Origin of the sequence: Desulfosoma caldarium, assembly GCF_003751385.1 — a bacterium.
In the GTDB taxonomy this organism is placed as follows: Bacteria; Desulfobacterota; Syntrophobacteria; order Syntrophobacterales; family DSM-9756; genus Desulfosoma; species Desulfosoma caldarium.
This window is the reverse complement of sequence record NZ_RJVA01000011.1, coordinates 442,495-458,663: the sequence shown is the minus strand read 5'-3', so window position 1 is coordinate 458,663 and position 16,169 is coordinate 442,495. Positions and strand designations below refer to the sequence as shown.

Annotated in this window: 15 protein-coding genes; 5 read left to right on the top strand and 10 right to left on the bottom strand. The window is 58.0% G+C overall.

Annotation, left to right across the window (positions count from 1 at the left end; all coding sequences use genetic code 11):
* Positions 1-60 precede the first annotated feature (60 nt).
* The 8 genes from thiD to EDC27_RS07930 form a co-directional block, all read right to left on the bottom strand.
* Positions 61-876, bottom strand: coding sequence for a bifunctional hydroxymethylpyrimidine kinase/phosphomethylpyrimidine kinase (thiD, locus tag EDC27_RS07965; RefSeq protein WP_123290060.1), 816 nt, complete (start codon positions 874-876; stop codon positions 61-63).
* Complete coding sequence (locus EDC27_RS07960) at positions 873-2,033, bottom strand: thiamine-phosphate kinase (protein ID WP_123290059.1); 1,161 nt, start codon at positions 2,031-2,033, stop codon at positions 873-875. Before EDC27_RS07960 ends, thiD begins: the two co-directional genes overlap by 4 nt.
* Positions 2,030-2,680, bottom strand: coding sequence for a thiamine phosphate synthase (gene thiE, locus EDC27_RS07955; RefSeq protein WP_123290151.1), 651 nt, complete (start codon positions 2,678-2,680; stop codon positions 2,030-2,032). The genes EDC27_RS07960 and thiE overlap by 4 nt, the downstream gene beginning before the upstream one ends.
* Before the next feature lie 122 nt (positions 2,681-2,802).
* Positions 2,803-3,972 carry a type IV pilus twitching motility protein PilT gene (locus EDC27_RS07950; protein ID WP_123290058.1) on the bottom strand — a complete coding sequence of 390 codons (1,170 nt, stop codon included), beginning with the start codon at positions 3,970-3,972 and terminating at the stop codon, positions 2,803-2,805.
* A gap of 42 nt (positions 3,973-4,014) precedes the next feature.
* Complete coding sequence (locus EDC27_RS07945; protein ID WP_123290057.1) at positions 4,015-5,097, bottom strand: type IV pilus twitching motility protein PilT; 1,083 nt, start codon at positions 5,095-5,097, stop codon at positions 4,015-4,017.
* Between the two features lie 26 nt (positions 5,098-5,123).
* Complete coding sequence (locus EDC27_RS07940) at positions 5,124-5,768, bottom strand: metallophosphoesterase family protein (RefSeq protein WP_123290056.1); 645 nt, start codon at positions 5,766-5,768, stop codon at positions 5,124-5,126.
* Positions 5,769-5,780: 12 nt separating this feature from the next.
* Complete coding sequence (locus EDC27_RS07935) at positions 5,781-6,707, bottom strand: radical SAM protein (RefSeq protein ID WP_123290055.1); 927 nt, start codon at positions 6,705-6,707, stop codon at positions 5,781-5,783.
* 15 nt (positions 6,708-6,722) lie between these two features.
* Positions 6,723-7,355, bottom strand: coding sequence for an MBL fold metallo-hydrolase (locus tag EDC27_RS07930; protein ID WP_123290054.1), 633 nt, complete (start codon positions 7,353-7,355; stop codon positions 6,723-6,725).
* Positions 7,356-7,713: 358 nt separating this feature from the next.
* On the opposite strand from EDC27_RS07930, the gene EDC27_RS07925 reads away from it, so the two are divergent.
* From EDC27_RS07925 to EDC27_RS07915, 3 genes are all read left to right on the top strand, one after another.
* Positions 7,714-8,556, top strand: a complete 843-nt coding sequence (locus EDC27_RS07925; RefSeq protein WP_123290053.1) for a hypothetical protein — start codon at positions 7,714-7,716, stop codon at positions 8,554-8,556.
* 34 nt (positions 8,557-8,590) lie between these two features.
* Positions 8,591-11,554, top strand: coding sequence for a DEAD/DEAH box helicase (locus EDC27_RS07920; protein ID WP_123290052.1), 2,964 nt, complete (start codon positions 8,591-8,593; stop codon positions 11,552-11,554).
* 77 nt (positions 11,555-11,631) lie between these two features.
* Entirely contained in the window at positions 11,632-12,261 is a 630-nt protein-coding gene (locus EDC27_RS07915) for a UpxY family transcription antiterminator (protein WP_123290150.1), read from the top strand.
* A 134-nt stretch (positions 12,262-12,395) separates the two neighbouring features.
* On the opposite strand, the gene EDC27_RS07910 is transcribed toward EDC27_RS07915, so the two are convergent.
* Entirely contained in the window at positions 12,396-13,673 is a 1,278-nt protein-coding gene (locus EDC27_RS07910) for a molybdopterin molybdotransferase MoeA (protein ID WP_123290051.1), read from the bottom strand.
* Positions 13,674-14,054: 381 nt separating this feature from the next.
* Here EDC27_RS07910 and EDC27_RS07905 point away from each other — a divergent pair, with 381 nt between their 5' ends.
* Positions 14,055-14,468 carry a winged helix-turn-helix domain-containing protein gene (locus tag EDC27_RS07905; protein WP_245994342.1) on the top strand — a complete coding sequence of 138 codons (414 nt, stop codon included), beginning with the start codon at positions 14,055-14,057 and terminating at the stop codon, positions 14,466-14,468.
* 23 nt (positions 14,469-14,491) lie between these two features.
* Complete coding sequence (locus tag EDC27_RS15985) at positions 14,492-14,653, top strand: hypothetical protein (RefSeq protein ID WP_170161689.1); 162 nt, start codon at positions 14,492-14,494, stop codon at positions 14,651-14,653.
* A gap of 629 nt (positions 14,654-15,282) precedes the next feature.
* Here the strand turns inward: EDC27_RS15985 and sucD are convergent.
* The gene (gene sucD / locus EDC27_RS07895; RefSeq protein ID WP_123290048.1) at positions 15,283-16,161 is read right to left on the bottom strand and encodes a succinate--CoA ligase subunit alpha; all 879 of its coding nucleotides are present in this window, start codon (positions 16,159-16,161) and stop codon (positions 15,283-15,285) included.
* Positions 16,162-16,169: the final 8 nt, after the last annotated feature.

Sequence of the window (16,169 nt, the reverse complement as noted above, 5' to 3'; positions counted from 1 at the left end):
CAGGCCGAGCGCGCTCCCAGGAATGGGGCGTCTTTGACGAGGGAAGATAGTCGGCTCAAGTTACGGCTCGAAGCGCCATCCGGCCAGCCGGTACAGCGCATGGAAATGATGGACCGGCCCATGGCCTTTCCCCAATGGCAAGGCCTCTCGAATGGCTCCGGTGATGTAGTCCTTGGCCTCAGCCACGGCGCTGGGAACATCCAACCCTTTGGCCAATCCGGCAGCGATGGCCGATGCAAAGGTGCACCCGGTGCCGTGCGTGTGCGGCGTGTCGTAGCGCGTCGTGGGAAATCGCCGCACGGTTTCCCCATCGTCCATAATGTCCATGGGATCCCCCGGCAGATGCCCTCCCTTGAGCACCACATAGCGAGGTCCAAAGGCCTTGATCTTTCGAGCCGCCTTTTCCATGTCCTCGACCTTTCTCACCGGAAAACCCACGAGCGCTTCCGCTTCGTGCAGATTGGGGGTGACCACCAGGGCCAGGGGCAGAAGCTCCTCCACCAGTGCGGAAACGGCATCCGAATGCAGCAAGGCATCGCCGCTCTTGGCCACCATGACGGGATCCACCACCAAACGGGTGAGGCGAAGGTCACGCACGTCTCGAGACACCTGCTGAATGATGGCCGATGTGGCCAACATGCCCGTCTTCACCGCATCCACACCGATGTCTTCCACTACGGCGCGGATTTGAGCGGAAACAAAGGCGGGATCCACTTCCCACACGGCTCGCACGCCTACGGTGTTTTGGGCGGTCAAAGCCGTCACGGCGCTCATGCCGAACACGCCCAGAGCGGAAAAGGTCTTGAGATCTGCTTGAATTCCGGCTCCACCGCCGGAATCGGACCCGGCAATGGTGAGCGCGCGAGGAATTTTCATGAAGCCGCCTCCTGACGAAAATGATCCCAGGCCTTACCCCAATGCGCCTCCAGCGCAGAACCGTCTTGGCGCACACACTGAATCCCTTGGTCTCGAGGCACGATTCGCCCCACGGCATGGCACGTCACGGCACTCTGTTGCGCCACCGCTTGAAGAACGTGATCCAGTCCCTCGGGATGCACCGCCGCCAAAATTTCGTAATCTTCTCCCCCGGTCAAGGCCCAAAGCAAAGGATCTTGCCCCAGGGCCTGAGCCACGCCCTGACATGCCCAATCCACCGGCACGGCGTCCACATGAATGACCGCCCCAACGTCGCTCGCGGCACAAAGGTGCGCAAGATCCCCCAAAAACCCGTCACTCACGTCGATCATGGCATGGACCCAGCCCGATGCGGCCAACACTTGCCCTTCTTGCACGCGAGGTTCAGGCACCCAGTACCTGTGCACGGCTCGCATCCATGTGTCTCGATCCACCGCCGCCATCAGGTTTTGCGCCGCTTCCCCTTGTGATGGAGCATCGCCGCAGGCCATTTCTAGTTCATCGAGTGTAGCGTCTTCGGTTTCATTCAAAGTCCTAGCCGCTTCTTGAGCCATAAAAGGCGCGACGCGCAAACATTCCAAACCCGCTTTCGAAGCACCAAGGGAACCCGTGACCACGATAAAATCTCCGATGTGCGCTCCACGACGCAAGACCATTTTCGCCTCATCCACTTCGCCCAACAAGGTCACATCCACAACGATGCGCTCGGGATGCCGCGCCGTGTTCCCTCCCACCAGGGCGGCGCCATAACGTTCCAGGCCCTCAGTTAAACCTCGATACAGCGCGTCCACCCACGCCACGGGCGTCTTGTCTGGCAGCATTAAGGAAACCAAAGCCCACGAAGGCACTCCTCCCATGGCGGCCATGTCACTGAGGTTCACCGCGGCGGCGCGTTGGCCGAGACAGCGCGGGGGCACGGTGTGGCGCAGAAAATGAATCCCTTCAACTTGGGTGTCGCATGTGGCCAAAAGAAGCCGGCCGGCGGTGGATCGAAGAACGGCCACGTCGTCTCCAATCCCCACAAGCACCGATGAAGGCCCCGGGGACACGCGCTGTCGAAGACGCTCGATGAGTCCAAATTCGCCGAGATCTCTGACGATAGGTTTGGAAGGCTTCATGATGCGGGCGTGGAGGCGATGAGAGCGCGCAGGGTACGAGCCGCCCGTTCTGGGTCATCCTGGCCGAGTATGGCCGAAACAACGCAGACGCCGTTCACACCGGTTTGCAGGACGTCCCGAATGTTGTGCGCGTTGATGCCCCCAATGGCCACCGCCGGGCACCGCACCCAGGTCATGAGCCGTCTCAGGCCGTCTACACCCATGGGTGTTTGATGATCCGGCTTGGTCGGTGTGGCAAATACGGGGGCCAGGGAAATGTAGTCCGCTCCGTCCTGCTGCGCTTTTTCAATTTCTTCGCGATGATGAACCGTCAAACCGATGAGGCGATGGGGACCCAAAAGGCGACGAGCCAGCCGCAAAGGCATATCGTCTTGGCCGAGGTGCACGCCATCGGCGTCGACCGCCAAGGCCACATCGATCCGGTCATTAATGAGCAACGGCACATGGTAAGTCCGGCACAGGGCCGCCAAAGCCATCGCCTCGTCCACCATGGCCCGTGTGGACTTTTTCTTTTCACGATACTGAAGCACCGTGGCTCCCCCCCGCAGCGCGGATTCCACCACTGCCGTCAAGGAACGGCCGCCAATGACCTGCGCATCGGTGATGACGTAAAGGGACCAATCTACAGTTTTTTTGAATCGGACCATGACGGCGGCTTTCTTTTTCACCCCATGGGCATCGCGGCGCTTTACCAAAGGAAAACGGAAAAGGCGCTTCAAGGCCGAATCAACCCGCCCGCCGTTGGGCCTCTCGACCCAATAGGGCAGCGTCAGGCAATCTTTCGAGCATAGTCCTGATCGATGCGGAGCCCTTCGATGTCCGTAGTCTTTTCGCCTCGAGCCGCCTTGATGCGGTCCACGCCCCGCTTCACTTCCGCTCGATTGGACGCATACCCCAGAGCCGTCTCTTCCGTGATCAGTCCCTTTTCGTACAACGAGACGATGGAATCGTCAAATGTTGTCCATCCAAAGGGGCGGGACTGCTGCATCATTTCGTAAAAGGTCTTGCCCTCACTTTCCCCGTGAATGATGGATTCGCGCACTCGAAGATTGTTTCCCATGATTTCAAAAGCGGCCACGCGGCCACCGCCCACCTTGGGCAGTAACCGCTGGCTCACGATCCAGCGCATGGCATCGGCCAAGCGAATGCGAATGAGGCGCTCCTCTTCCAGTTCAAACATGCCCACGAGACGGTTCACCGTATGAGACGCATCGATGGTGTGCAGCGTGGTCAGAACCAAATGGCCCGTTTCTGCGGCGCTCAACCCGATTTCCACCGTTTCTCGGTCTCGCATTTCCCCCACCAGAATCACTTTGGGAGCCTGGCGCAATGCGGCGCGCAATCCGTTAGCAAAGGTATCGAAGTCCTCACCCAATTCTCTTTGGTTGAACGTGGCCTTAAGCTGCGGATGAACATATTCCACAGGATCTTCCAAAGTCACCACGTGGACCGACTTGGACCGGTTGATTTCATTGAGAATGGCCGCAAGGCTTGTGGTCTTGCCGCTTCCCGTGGCACCCGTGACGAAAACGATCCCATTCCTTTCCTCAGCGATCCTCTTGAACACATGTGGCAATTCCAGCTCCTCGATGCTCATGACGCGAGAAGGCAGCATGCGCATGACCACGGAATAGAAGCCCCGCTGAGAAAAAACGTTCACGCGGAATCGCGCACGGGCATCCAGGGCGTACGACAAGTCGCAGGATCCGGTATCCAGGAGATTTTTTACGAGACGCCGGTCCGGCCCGATGAGGGCCAGGGCAATGTGCTCCGTGTGATAGGGGGTGAGCGTGCCGAGGCCCAGGTCGGCACAGGCGGGGCGCAGCACCCCGTCCACCTCGGCCTGCACGGGCTTGCCCACCGTGAAATTGATGTCCGACAAGGTGGGATGTTCGTCGAGAAGCTTGTGCAGAATGCTGTTCAAGTCTTGGCGCTTCATGGAAGGAACGCTCCCTTGTGGTAGGCGTCACCCCCGAACCCATCACACCTCGGTAAAATCCGTGGGCGGTTCGGTGAGGTACTGTCTGAATTTTTCTTTTTCGACGCACTTCATGTAAGCCTCGTTGGGACTGATGCGGCCGGCTCGCAGGTGCTCCATGATGCCGTCGTCCAAGGTCTGCATACCGTATTTTTTTCCAGTCTGAATGGCCGAAGGAATCTGATGGGTCTTGCCTTCGCGAATGAGGGCGCGCACGGCATGAGTGGCGATAAGAATTTCCAGGACAGCGATGCGCCCTTTGACGTCGACGCGTTTGAACAGAGCCTGGGAGACCACGGCGCGCAATCCATCGGCCAGGGTGGATCGAATCTGGGCCTGTTCACCGGTGGGAAACACTTCGATGATGCGGTCCACGGTCTTGGCGGCGCTGGTGGTGTGCAAAGTAGAAAAGACCAAATGGCCCGTGGCGGCGGCTTCAAGGGCCAGGCGCATGGTTTCCAGATCGCGCATTTCGCCCACTAGGATAATGTCCGGGTCCTCGCGTAAGGCTGCTCGAAGAGCGCTGGAAAAACTTCGCGTATGGGTCCCCACTTCCCTGTGGTTGATGACGCAGTTCTTGCTCTTGTGGACAAACTCAATGGGATCCTCAATGGTGATGATGTGATCCTTGCGCTTGCGGTTCGCTTCGTCGATGATGGCGGCTAGGGTCGTGGATTTGCCGCTGCCGGTAGGACCCGTCACGATCACAAGACCTCGAGGTAGCAAAGCTAGCCGAGAAATGACCGGCGGCAGGCCCAGTTGCTGAACGGTGAGAATTTCTTCGGGGATTTCGCGAAACACGGCGCCGATACCGTTTTTTTGCATGAAGTAGTTGACACGGTATCGGCTGAGCCCTGGAATTTCATAGGAAAAGTCCAAATCTCCGGTTTCTTCAAAGGTCTTGATCTTATCTTCGGGCGTGATTTCGTAGAGCATGGATCGCAGTTCATCATCGTCCAGCACTTTGTATTTGACGCGTTCCAGTTCCCCGCGAATGCGCAGCACGGGCTGCTGGCCCGAGACCAGGTGCAGGTCCGACGCCTTCTGCTCGTGCATGAGCTTGAAAAACGCATCAATTCTCGCCATTCGAAACCCCCTTCGTAGACCATCTCTCAGACGCTGTAAAACACCTCGTCGGGAAGGCACACACAGGTGAGCTTGTTGCCGTAGACGGCGCCCGTGTCGATCCCGATTTTTCTCCTGTCCACGAAGGGCTTCACAAAGGGCGTGTGACCGAAAATGACTTTCTTGCCAAAGTCATAGTCGGAAGCGATGAATTCGTTGCGAATCCAATAGACGTCGTCGTCCGACTGGTCGAGAACCGCGACGCCAGGGCGAAACCCTGCATGGACAAAAAGGTAATCGTCCGTTTCGTAAAACTTCTTGAGTCCACGCAGGAAATTTTTGTGCGCTTCGGGAACGGTGCAACGCCCGCCTTCATTGCCCACTGAATAGCTGTGAACCGTGGTGGCACCCCCGTTGACCAGGAAAAATTCCACCTCCTCGTCTCGAAGGTAGTTTTCCATCATCACTTCATGGTTTCCACGAAGGCACACCACATGGATGCCTTGGGCCATGAGCTGCAGGAGGCGCTCGATGACGCCTCGAGAATCCGGTCCGCGGTCCACGTAGTCCCCCACAAAGACCAGAAGGTCCCGATCCGATCGAAAGGGGATGCGGTCCAGAAGCCGTTCCAGCTTGAAGAGCATGCCGTGCACATCGCCGATGGCGTAGATCTTTGCGGGTTCCTGGTGCATGAGCGGTGTCCGTCACCAGACAATGAACCGGCGGGTTCGGCGGTCCAGGCGGGTCAGGCCGGCGTCTCGAGCGGCCTGAAGGGCGTTTTCGTATTCTTCAGCGGTGATGCGCCGCCTGAGCGATGGAAAGTCCATGGCGCGCCCGCATGGGTGATACTGGTTCATGATGTTGGTATACGTGTTGGGAGAGATATGGCGTGCAAGGAAGTGGCAGACCTCTGCCGTGCCGGCAAGGCCGTTGGGCATGACCAAATGGCGCACCAGAAGGCCTCGCACGGCCAGCCCTGAGGAATCTAAGCTCAGATCCCCCACCTGCCGATGCATTTCCAGAAGCGCCTCGCGCGCTCGTTGCGGATAATCTTCCGCTTGGCACAATTCCTTGGCCACCTTTGCGTCCCAAAACTTGAAGTCGGGCATGTAGATGTCCACGATGCCATCCAGAAGCCTTAGGGCGGGGACCCGTTCGTAACCGCCGCAGTTGTACACCAAAGGCACGCGAAGGCCGTGTTCCACGGCTAGAGGCAAGGCTTCCAGGATCTGCGGCACCACGTGCGTTGGGGTGACAAAGTTGATGTTGTGGCAGCCTCGCTGCTGCAATTCCACCATGACGCCGGCCAATTGGTCCGGTGAAGCGTCAACCCCGTGGCCTCCATGGCTGACGTCGTAATTTTGGCAAAACACGCACAGCAGATTGCAGTGCGTGAAAAAAATGGTGCCGGACCCGTTTCGACCCACCAGGGGATCTTCTTCCCCGAAGTGAGGCCCGTAGCTGGAGACCACGGCGTATCGGCCGGTGCGGCACACCCCCTTTTCATTGGCCAGGCGATTCACGCGGCACAGGCGCGGACATAGGGAGCATTTCTTAAGCCATCGCAAAGCCTTATGGATTCTTTGCTGCAGCACTCCGCTCCGATAAGCTTGAACGTAGCCCACCTCCATGGGCCCTCTCCTGAATTATTCTTTTTTCAAAAGGACAACGTGCACGAGCCCTTCCAAAGCCTTCTGAAAGCGTTGAGCGTCCTGTTCGGATCCCACAATGGCTCCGTAGTGCATGGGTATGGCGGCCATCTTAGGTGAAATCATCTTGGCGGCTTGCACAGCTTCTTGGGCATCCATGACGTATGTTCCGGAAACGGGCAAGAAGGCGATGTCCACCTGCAGTCCTGACATTTCGGGAATGAGATCCGTATCCCCGGCATGGTAATAAGAAATGCCGTCCATCGTTACCACAAAGGCCAGCATGCCCGCCGCTTTGGGGTGGAATTTCTTGTTCACATTGTAGGCGGGCAGCACGTTGATGAGCACGCCGTCTAGATCCAAGCGGTCTCCGGGACGAACGACCCGTACGTTGCCCGAAAGCTTTCGAGCCGAAGCGGCGTCGGTGACGATCACCGTTTGAGGTTGTTGTATCTTGGCCACATCCTGCGGGGAACAATGATCGAAGTGTTCATGGCTGATCAAAATCACGTCAGCTGAAGGACCGCCTTGGATTTCGTAAGGATCAAAGTAAAGGATTTTTGAGCCGTCCACACGAAAGGCATCGTGACCGAGCCAATGAATCTTCTCTAAGACCTCTTCCACATTCATGGCACCCTCCTCACCCTGTGTGGGTTTCCTTTCGGTGACCTCTTTCTGCTAACACACACACCATCCATCGACTCGTAACCGGGTCCCGCCAAGCCTGTCAATCCCCAACAGCCAAAGATTATGCCCCTGACGGCAGCGGCGTGCAGAAACTTGCCCAGAGCACGCTTTTAGAGTAGTATCGTCTTAAATCGCGAGGCCGCATTTGAAGCTTGCGTGAGAAGCCCACGTGGGAAGCGGCGCACGTACCGAAACCGAATCGTGCCGTGCGGCGCCCCTGCAGGGATAAAAATTTCAATTTATTCTCGAACAAGCGTCTCAGGCCCGCAAGAACAAATCCAAAAGGGGAACCAGAAAACCCATGGCCATCACCGCCTCATTGATTCGAAAACTCGACCAGTTTCCCGAAGATTTGCGAGAAGTTCTTCTTGCTATCATCGAGGAATTGGAAACTTATCGGCGAACTGTGGTCACCAAGGCTGACTTCGCCGACCTGAAAGCCGTTGTCGCCGATTTGGCGGGGTCCGTGCGTGATCTTTCGGAGGCGCAGAAACGCACAGAAGAAAAAGTTTTTCAACTGGCCGAAGCCCAAAAACGCACCGAAGAACGTCTCAACGAACTGGCCGAAGCCCAAAAACGCACCGAAGAACGTCTCAACGAACTGGCCGAAGCCCAAAAACGCACCGAAGAACGTCTTAACGAACTCGCCGAAGCCCAAAAACGCACCGAAGAACGTCTCAACGAACTGGCCGAAGCCCAAAAACGCACGGAGTACGAAGTGGGTACCTTGGCCAAAGCCATAAAAGGGACCCGCGACCAGGTCGGCGGCTTGTCCCGCAGTATGGCCTATGCTTTGGAAAACGAGGCTTACCGCAAACTCCCTACGTACCTTCATAAGGTGCATCATATTCAAGTGACGGAAAGCTTCATCCGCACCGAGGTGGCCCAGGAAGAGGTCAACTTCTGGGCAAAGGCGTTGAAAGAAGGTAAAGAAGTGCGACTGGTGGGGGAATCCGTTTTGAGGCTGGACGACGCCTCAAAACTGAAAGCGCTGCTACGCAAGCTTCAAAAGATCGGGCGCGTCGTAGTGGCCGACTTGGTCCCCATTCTGGTCACCCATTACGCCACACCCAAGCTGCTGCAGCAGGCGACTGAAAAAGGAATTCTCGTGGTGCACAGTTACCAATGGGATCAGGATTTCTGAGAAGACCCATGAAGGCCTTATTGGTTGTGTGTCCATGAAGAAATTTCTTCATCGCCTGTTGACGCAAGAGTGGAAATCGGCGCGTGTCGCGCATCACGCGGTCCTGGAAGCTCAGGATCCGCAATACGGTGCGCCTCATGCTCCCCTTCCCAAACCCCTTAGTCAAGCCTTGCACGCTCTCGGCATTCGGCGCTTGTACAAGCACCAGGCCGCCGCATTGGACTTTCTTCGATCCGGCCACCACGTGGTGGTGGCCACGCCAACCGCCAGCGGCAAATCCCTCATCTACAACATGGCCGTCACCGAAGCCCTGTTGCAGAACCCTCACGCGCACGCTCTTTATCTTTTTCCCATCAAGGCCTTGAGTCGCGACCAATGGGAGGCGCTTAACACTTTTTTTGAAGCAGTCCCCAGTGCCACGCCCTTCACGGCCGCCGTATATGACGGGGATACGACCAGCCATCAGCGAGCCGTCATTCGCCGAAAACCTCCCCACGTGCTCGTCTCCAACCCGGACATGCTTCACTATGCTCTGCTGCCCTACCATGCCAAGTGGGAATCTTTTTTTCGAGGTTTGCGTTACGTGGTGGTGGATGAATTGCACACGTATCGAGGCATCTTTGGCAGCCACGTGGCGCAGATTCTTCGAAGGCTTCAGCGCATCACCGACCTCTACGGTGCGCGGCCTCGCTATGTCTTTCTTTCGGCAACCATCGGCAATCCTGGAGAACTGGCCCAAAAGCTCATCGATCAGCCGGTAAAAACCGTGACGCACTCCGGCTCGCCGCAGGCGCGGCGCCATTTTGTCTTCATGGAATCGGAAGGCCCTTTGGCGTCCCTGGCGGCACGCATCACCCAGGATGCCGTGCGTTTGGGGCTGAAAACCATCGTGTTTACCCAATCGCGGCGCATGACGGAGTTGGTGCACATGAGCCTACTCCGGGCGGCACCCCACCTGGCGCACAAGGTGAGCTCTTACCGAGCGGGTTTTCTTCCGTCGGAACGACGAAGTATTGAACAGGGCCTGGCCGAAGGGCGCATTGCCGCGGTCATTTCCACAAGTGCTCTGGAAATGGGTATCGACGTCGGCGGACTGGACGTGTGCCTTCTCGTGGGATACCCCGGGACCATCATGACCACGTGGCAGCGGGGCGGACGCGTGGGTCGAAGCGGCGGGGAAAGTGCGGTGATCATGCTTCCTCAGCCGGACGCTTTGGATCAGTACATCGTGCGGCATCCCGAAACCTTTTTGAACGGGTCCTGCGAAAATGCCGTGACCGATCCGGACAACCCGGCCATTGTGGCGGAACATCTGCCTTGTGCCGCGGCGGAAATTCCCGTGCGCGCCGAAGAAGCGGAAGCGTGGGCACCTTCACGGCAGCAGGCACTGCTTTCCGCCACGAATCGTGGAACCCTGGTGCAGTCGGAAGACGGCCAAAAATGGTTCGCTGTGGCGCCGTACCCGCACCGCGGCGTGGACATTCGCAGTGTGGGCCCGTCCTTTACCATTTTGGCCCCCGATGGGCAGAACAAGACACGATGGATTCCCATCGGCACCACGGACGGGGTGCGCGCTTTCAAGGAATGTCATCCCGGGGCCGTCTATCTGCATCGGGGCCGAGCCTTTGTGGTTCAAAGCCTGGACCTGGTAAAACGCATCGCACGCGCCGTGCCGCAGGACGCCGAATACTATACGTGGGTCAAAAGCGAAAAGGAAACGGAAATCCTGGAAATTCTGGCTTCCAAGCCCTGCACGGCCTTCATCGCAAGACTTGGCCGCCTTCGGGTTCGCGAACACATTACAGGCTATGAAAAGAAACGCCTGTTCACGCAGGAGTTGTTGGACTTTACGCCGCTCGATCTTCCCGAACAGGTTTTTGAAACCGTAGGATTTTGGGTGGAAATCGAAGAGGCCATTGTGGAAAGAATTCGACGGGCGAACCTTCACTACATGGGCGGAATTCATGCTATGGAACATGCGGCCATCAGCATGTTTCCGCTGTTTGCGCTGTGCGACCGCAACGACATCGGCGGCATTTCCATTCCACTACACCCGCAGTTGGGCAAGAGTGCCGTGTTCATCTACGACGGCTACCCGGAAGGCATCGGATTGGCCGCTCGCGGCTACGACATCGTGGAGGCGCTTCTGGAACGGACCCTGGAGCTCATCGAAAGTTGTCCCTGCGACGAAGGATGCCCCGGCTGCATTCATTCACCCAAGTGCGGCGCGGGGAACACGCCGCTGGACAAGGAAGCGGCCATGGAAGTGCTGCGTTACCTGCTGGGTCGAAAACCCCTGGGGGCGGAAGAGACCAAGGGAGGCTTGCAACAAGAGGAAGCGCAAGGCTTCACGAGGCCCGAAGCGTCGGCGGCAAAGCCGGAGCCGGCCATCGGATTTCTCGATCTGGAAACGCAAAAACTGGCTCAAGACGTGGGCGGCTGGGACAACAAGCACCTCATGCGCGTCTCCGTGGCAGTTCTTTACGATCACCGCCGCAAAACCATAGAAGTGTATCGAGAACACGAGGTCTCTACCCTCATCGACCGCCTGCACGCCCTGGACCTCGTGGTCGGGTTCAACATCAAAAACTTCGATTTTCAGGTGTTGCAAGCCTACACGCCGAAACCCCTGCAGCATCTTCCGGCTTTTGACATGTTGGAAGCCGTGCGGCAGCAATTGGGTTTTCGTTTGAGCTTGGATCACCTGAGCGAAAAGACATTGGGGCGGAAGAAGACGGCTGACGGCATTCAGGCCGTGCAATGGTTTCGTGAAAACCGCTGGGATCTTCTCATCGACTACTGTCAAGAGGATGTGCTGCTCACCCGGGACCTCTTTTTTCATGCCATAGAAAAAGGCTACCTTATCTATGAAGACCGGTCGGGAAAACGGCTTCGAGTGCCGACTCCGTGGAATCTGGAAAAGATCCTTGAAGAATACGGACAAAAAGAAGACAAGAAACGTACAATCTTGCGGCGACACCGCCCCGCAGGCGCTTAAGGCGTGATGCCATTGTGCCGATAAGATCTTTGACGAAGGACATGGGCAAAGGAAACGACGCAGAAGAAGGGGCTCCCATGCTGAGGGACAAAATGGACGCCTCGGCCAAAAAGAATCCCGCCCCAGTCGCCATTGGACATGATGACCGGCTTCTTTCCCAGGAAAATGCGCCGGGCTGGTATGCCCTCTACGTTCAGGTCAATCACGAAAAAAAAGTCGCGGATCAACTCCTGAAGAAAAACATCGAATGCTTTCTGCCTCTGATGCCGACCTGGAGCAAAAGGCGGGATCGGCGCGTGCGGCTTCAGGTGCCTCTGTTTCCGGGGTACGTGTTCGTGCACACGGTGCTGGACAATGAGGTGCACGTGGAAATTCTAAAGATCCCTGGAAGCGTCTACGTTGTGAGGAACAGCCAAGGGCCGGCACTCATCTCGGACTATCAGGTGGAAAGCCTGCGCACCGTGCTCACCCACGCCGACACCCTCACCCTGCACCCTTACCTCACCGCAGGGGACTGGGTCGAAGTGGTTCGAGGACCTTTTGCAGGATGTGTGGGCATTCTGCAGCGGCTCAATCCCAAAAAAGGCACCCTGGTCATCAGCATCGACGTCATTCGCCAGGCAGCCAGTGTTCAGCTGGCCATAGAAGACGTGGTGCGCATCGACGGGCCGCCCGACCGCCGCCGAGACCTTCGATCTGGACCCTAGGTGCGGAACCGGGCTTCGGCCGCCTGCATCGCCATGCCCCGGCACGCCCCGTGCCTCATCTTCAGTGCACAACCGTGATGCCCGCGGCTTCGCTCAACGAGGCATACCAGACACGGTTCCACCGAAGCATTTCGTCAGGTTTCCTCTTTGCCGGCCAAAAAAGGGCGGCTTATAGACCCGAAAAGGTGCACCGTCACTTCCGTTCCCGCCTCATACCCCTCCACATGTTCGGGAACGATGACGTAGCCGTCGGCCCGCGCCAGCGTGCTGATCATGGCCGAGGAACCAAAGACGGGCTCCGCCAACACCTGACCGTCTTCTTCACTCAGTTTCACACGAATATAATCTGCTCGACCGTGCACCGATGGTAAGTTGCGCTGCAGCACGGCTCGGGACGTTCGCGTTCTGGAAGAGCGGTCCACGCTTATGCCCTGCAGCCTCAGTAGACTTGGACGCACAAAGGCCGTGAAGACAATCATGGCCGACGCGGGCTGGCCCGGAAGCCCCCATAAGATGCGGGATCCGATGCGGGCTAATATGGTAGGTTTTCCTGGTCGAATGGCGACACCATGCACCAGAAGCTCCGCCCCGTTCAGCCGTTCTAACACCTGCACGGTGTAGTCCCGGGCGCCCACGGAACTGCCTCCGGAAAGAAGCACCACCTCGTGGTCCGTAAGGGCCTGGCGGCAGGCGGCAGCCAGCTGATCCAGATCGTCGGGCACCACGTGAGTCCATCCCGGAACGGCTCCGGCTTCGCGCACCTGAGCCGCCAGAACAAAGGTGTTGATGTCGCGAATTTTTCCCACAGGAACCTCAGGGGCATCGGGGGAGACGATTTCATCGCCGGTGGAAAGCACCGCCACGCGAGGCACGCGAAACACCGAAACGGATCGCATGCCGACGGCCGCGAGCACCCCCACGTCTTGAGCCCTCAGCTGCCAGCCTGCAGGAAAGAGCAGGCTGGCTTCAGCGATATCGTCGCCGGGTTCTAAGACGTTATCGCCGGGCGCCACCGGACGGGTCACTTCAATGGTGCCGTCCCCCACGTCCTGAGTGTATTCCACCATGACCAGGGCGTCCGCCCCTTCCGGCATGGCGCCCCCCGTGGGCACGGCGATGGCCTGCCCGGGGCCGAGAGTGTGCTGAGCCGGCTGCCCCATGAACACTTCGCCCACTACGGTCAAAAGCGCCGGAAGGGATTCGGAAGCCCCGAAGGTGTCCCGAGCCCTGACGGCATAGCCGTCCATCACCGCACGGCGAAAATGGGGCACATGACATGACGCTTCCACATTCCGGGACAGGACTCGGCCCGCCGCCGCCTCCAAAAGAACCGTCTCCTCTTCCAAAGGCGCAAAGTCTTCAATGAGGTTCAGAACTTCATCAGCTGTCTTCACCTTGAGAAATTCCGGCATTCACACCCCCTCGACCTTCCTCGCTTCTATTCCCAACCACTCACCCCCAATCCCCAATCCCCGATCCCCGATCCCCGATCCCCGATCCCCAATCCCCGATTCACGATTCACGATTCACGATTCACGATTCACGATTCACGATTCACGATTCACGATTCACGATTCACGATTCACGATTCACGATTCACGATTTACGATTCACGATTCACGATTCACGATTCACGATTCACGATTCACGATTTACGATTCACGATTCACGATTCACGATTTACGATTCACGATTCACGATTCACGATTCACGATTCACGATTCACGATTCACGACCCCGGTTGACCCTCTAGGCGCATCGTGCGAGGATTCTTCTATCGAATGGAGGGCACCGTGGCAAGACGGGCTGCGCCGAAGGAAGGGGGTAACAGCGTGGGTCTGGACAAAAAGCTTATCGTCCATTGCAAGGTGTGGGTGGAAGATGACACCGGTGCTTTGGTCTTTGGTGCCGGTCGCCTTCGCATTCTGGAAGCCGTGGAAAGGGCGGGATCCATCATTGGCGCGGCCAAGGAACTGGGTATGAGCTACTCCGCGGTTTGGGGAAAGATTCGAGCCACAGAAGAACGCCTGGGATGCCCCGTGCTGAACAAAAAGATCGGCGGCATCAAGGGTGGAGGATCAGCCTTGACGCCTTTTGCCAAGGACCTTCTGGAGCGCTTTCGAACCCTGGAAGAGCGCACGCAGGAAGCTGCCGAACGGATTTTTGAAGACATTTTTGGCAAAAGCTCCCTTCCCGGCTCACCTTAAGCCAAAAGGGTTTGATGGTGGAAATGCCGGTGAGATTGGTCCGTGTCCGAAAGCGGGCTCATGGGTTGATTGCAGAAGAGCACGACACGGCCCGATGCCGTTTTCCGGCTTGCGCCATTCCCGGACGGGACATTGCGGACAAGCTGCTTGGAGCGGTTTCGTCATCCCAGGCGTGGGCTCGCTAGCACAGGTGGAATTCGGTGGCGTGCTGAAAACTCTGGATTTCCGTGTGCCCATGGCTGACGGTTTGGACCCAGGATCCCAGACACCACAGCCCCGGAGGCCCCAAATGGATCCATGGAAGCGCGGGAATGACTTTTTGCATCCTTCTGCGGCCCCAGCGGCGGCAACGACTGACGGACAGCTTGTTCGAAAAAGCATCGCGGAAAAGCGAGGCACGTCGCGAGAGCCCATCGTGCCCTGGGGCCCTTTCATAGAGCGCGGCTGACCCTTTGACCGGCACAGGCATTTCAACCCGGCAGAATCCGCTCCCCTCCTCGGCACATCCCAAGGACGCAGTCCCTTCAAAGGTCAGCGTCGTCATCGGACTGGCAAGAGCCGGTCCCTTCGATTTCGGACCAACAACACGTCCTGTCTTCACATGGCGAGGCGCGTCCTCATGTGCACGGTCTTACGAGAACAAACAGCGTACCCTCGGCTTTTCCGGAGCAACCCTCGGAGGGCCAATGAGCCCAATGGATGCGATCAGACCATGAAAACCGTTTTCGGTCGGCTCTCCTGACACTTTACAAAGGCCGAGGGAAGCCCGGTCATTGACCCCAAAGGCTTCCCCAATCGTAGCACTCCCTTTGCCCTAAAGCACCGAGGCAAAGGCTTCCCTGCAAACGGCCCCCAGTTCTCCCAGGTTCTCCACCACGGTAATGCCCGCCTGCTTCATGGCCTGAATTTTCGCTTGAGCCGTGCCACTGGATCCACTGATGATGGCTCCCGCGTGGCCCATACGCCGGCCGGGAGGTGCCGTGAGACCGGCCACGAACCCCACGACAGGTTTGGTCATGTGGCGGGCGATAAAATCGGCCGCCTCTTCTTCCGCCGACCCGCCGATTTCCCCCACCATGACCACGGCCTTGGTTTCGGGATCCTCTTGGAACGCTTTCAGGCAATCGATGAAGTTCGTCCCGTTTACGGGATCCCCGCCGATGCCCACGCAGGTGCTCTGACCGATGCCTTGAAGAGTGAGCTGGTGCACCACTTCGTAGGTCAAGGTGCCGGAACGGGAAACCACGCCCACGGATCCCGGCTTATGAATGGGACCGGGCATGATACCCACCTTGCACTGGCCCGGCGTGATGATGCCGGGGCAGTTGGGGCCGATGAGGCGCGAGGAGGATCCCTTGAGGGCGTTTTTTACCAAGAGCATGTCCATGACGGGAATGCCTTCCGTGATGGTCACGATCACGCGCACGCCGGCGTCCATGGCTTCCAGAATGGCGTCGGCAGCAAAGGGCGGTGGCACGAAAATCATGGAGCAGTCGGCCCCCGTCTGTCGCACGGCGTCTTCCACGGTGTTGAATACCGGAATGTCGTCCATGGTCTGGCCGCCTTTTCCCGGCGTGACCCCGGCCACGACGCGGGTTCCATAGGCCACGCATTGCCGTGTGTGAAACTGCCCCTCTCGGCCGGTAATTCCCTGAACAAGGACTCGCGTCTGCGCATTCACCCAGATGCTCATGGTGTTTC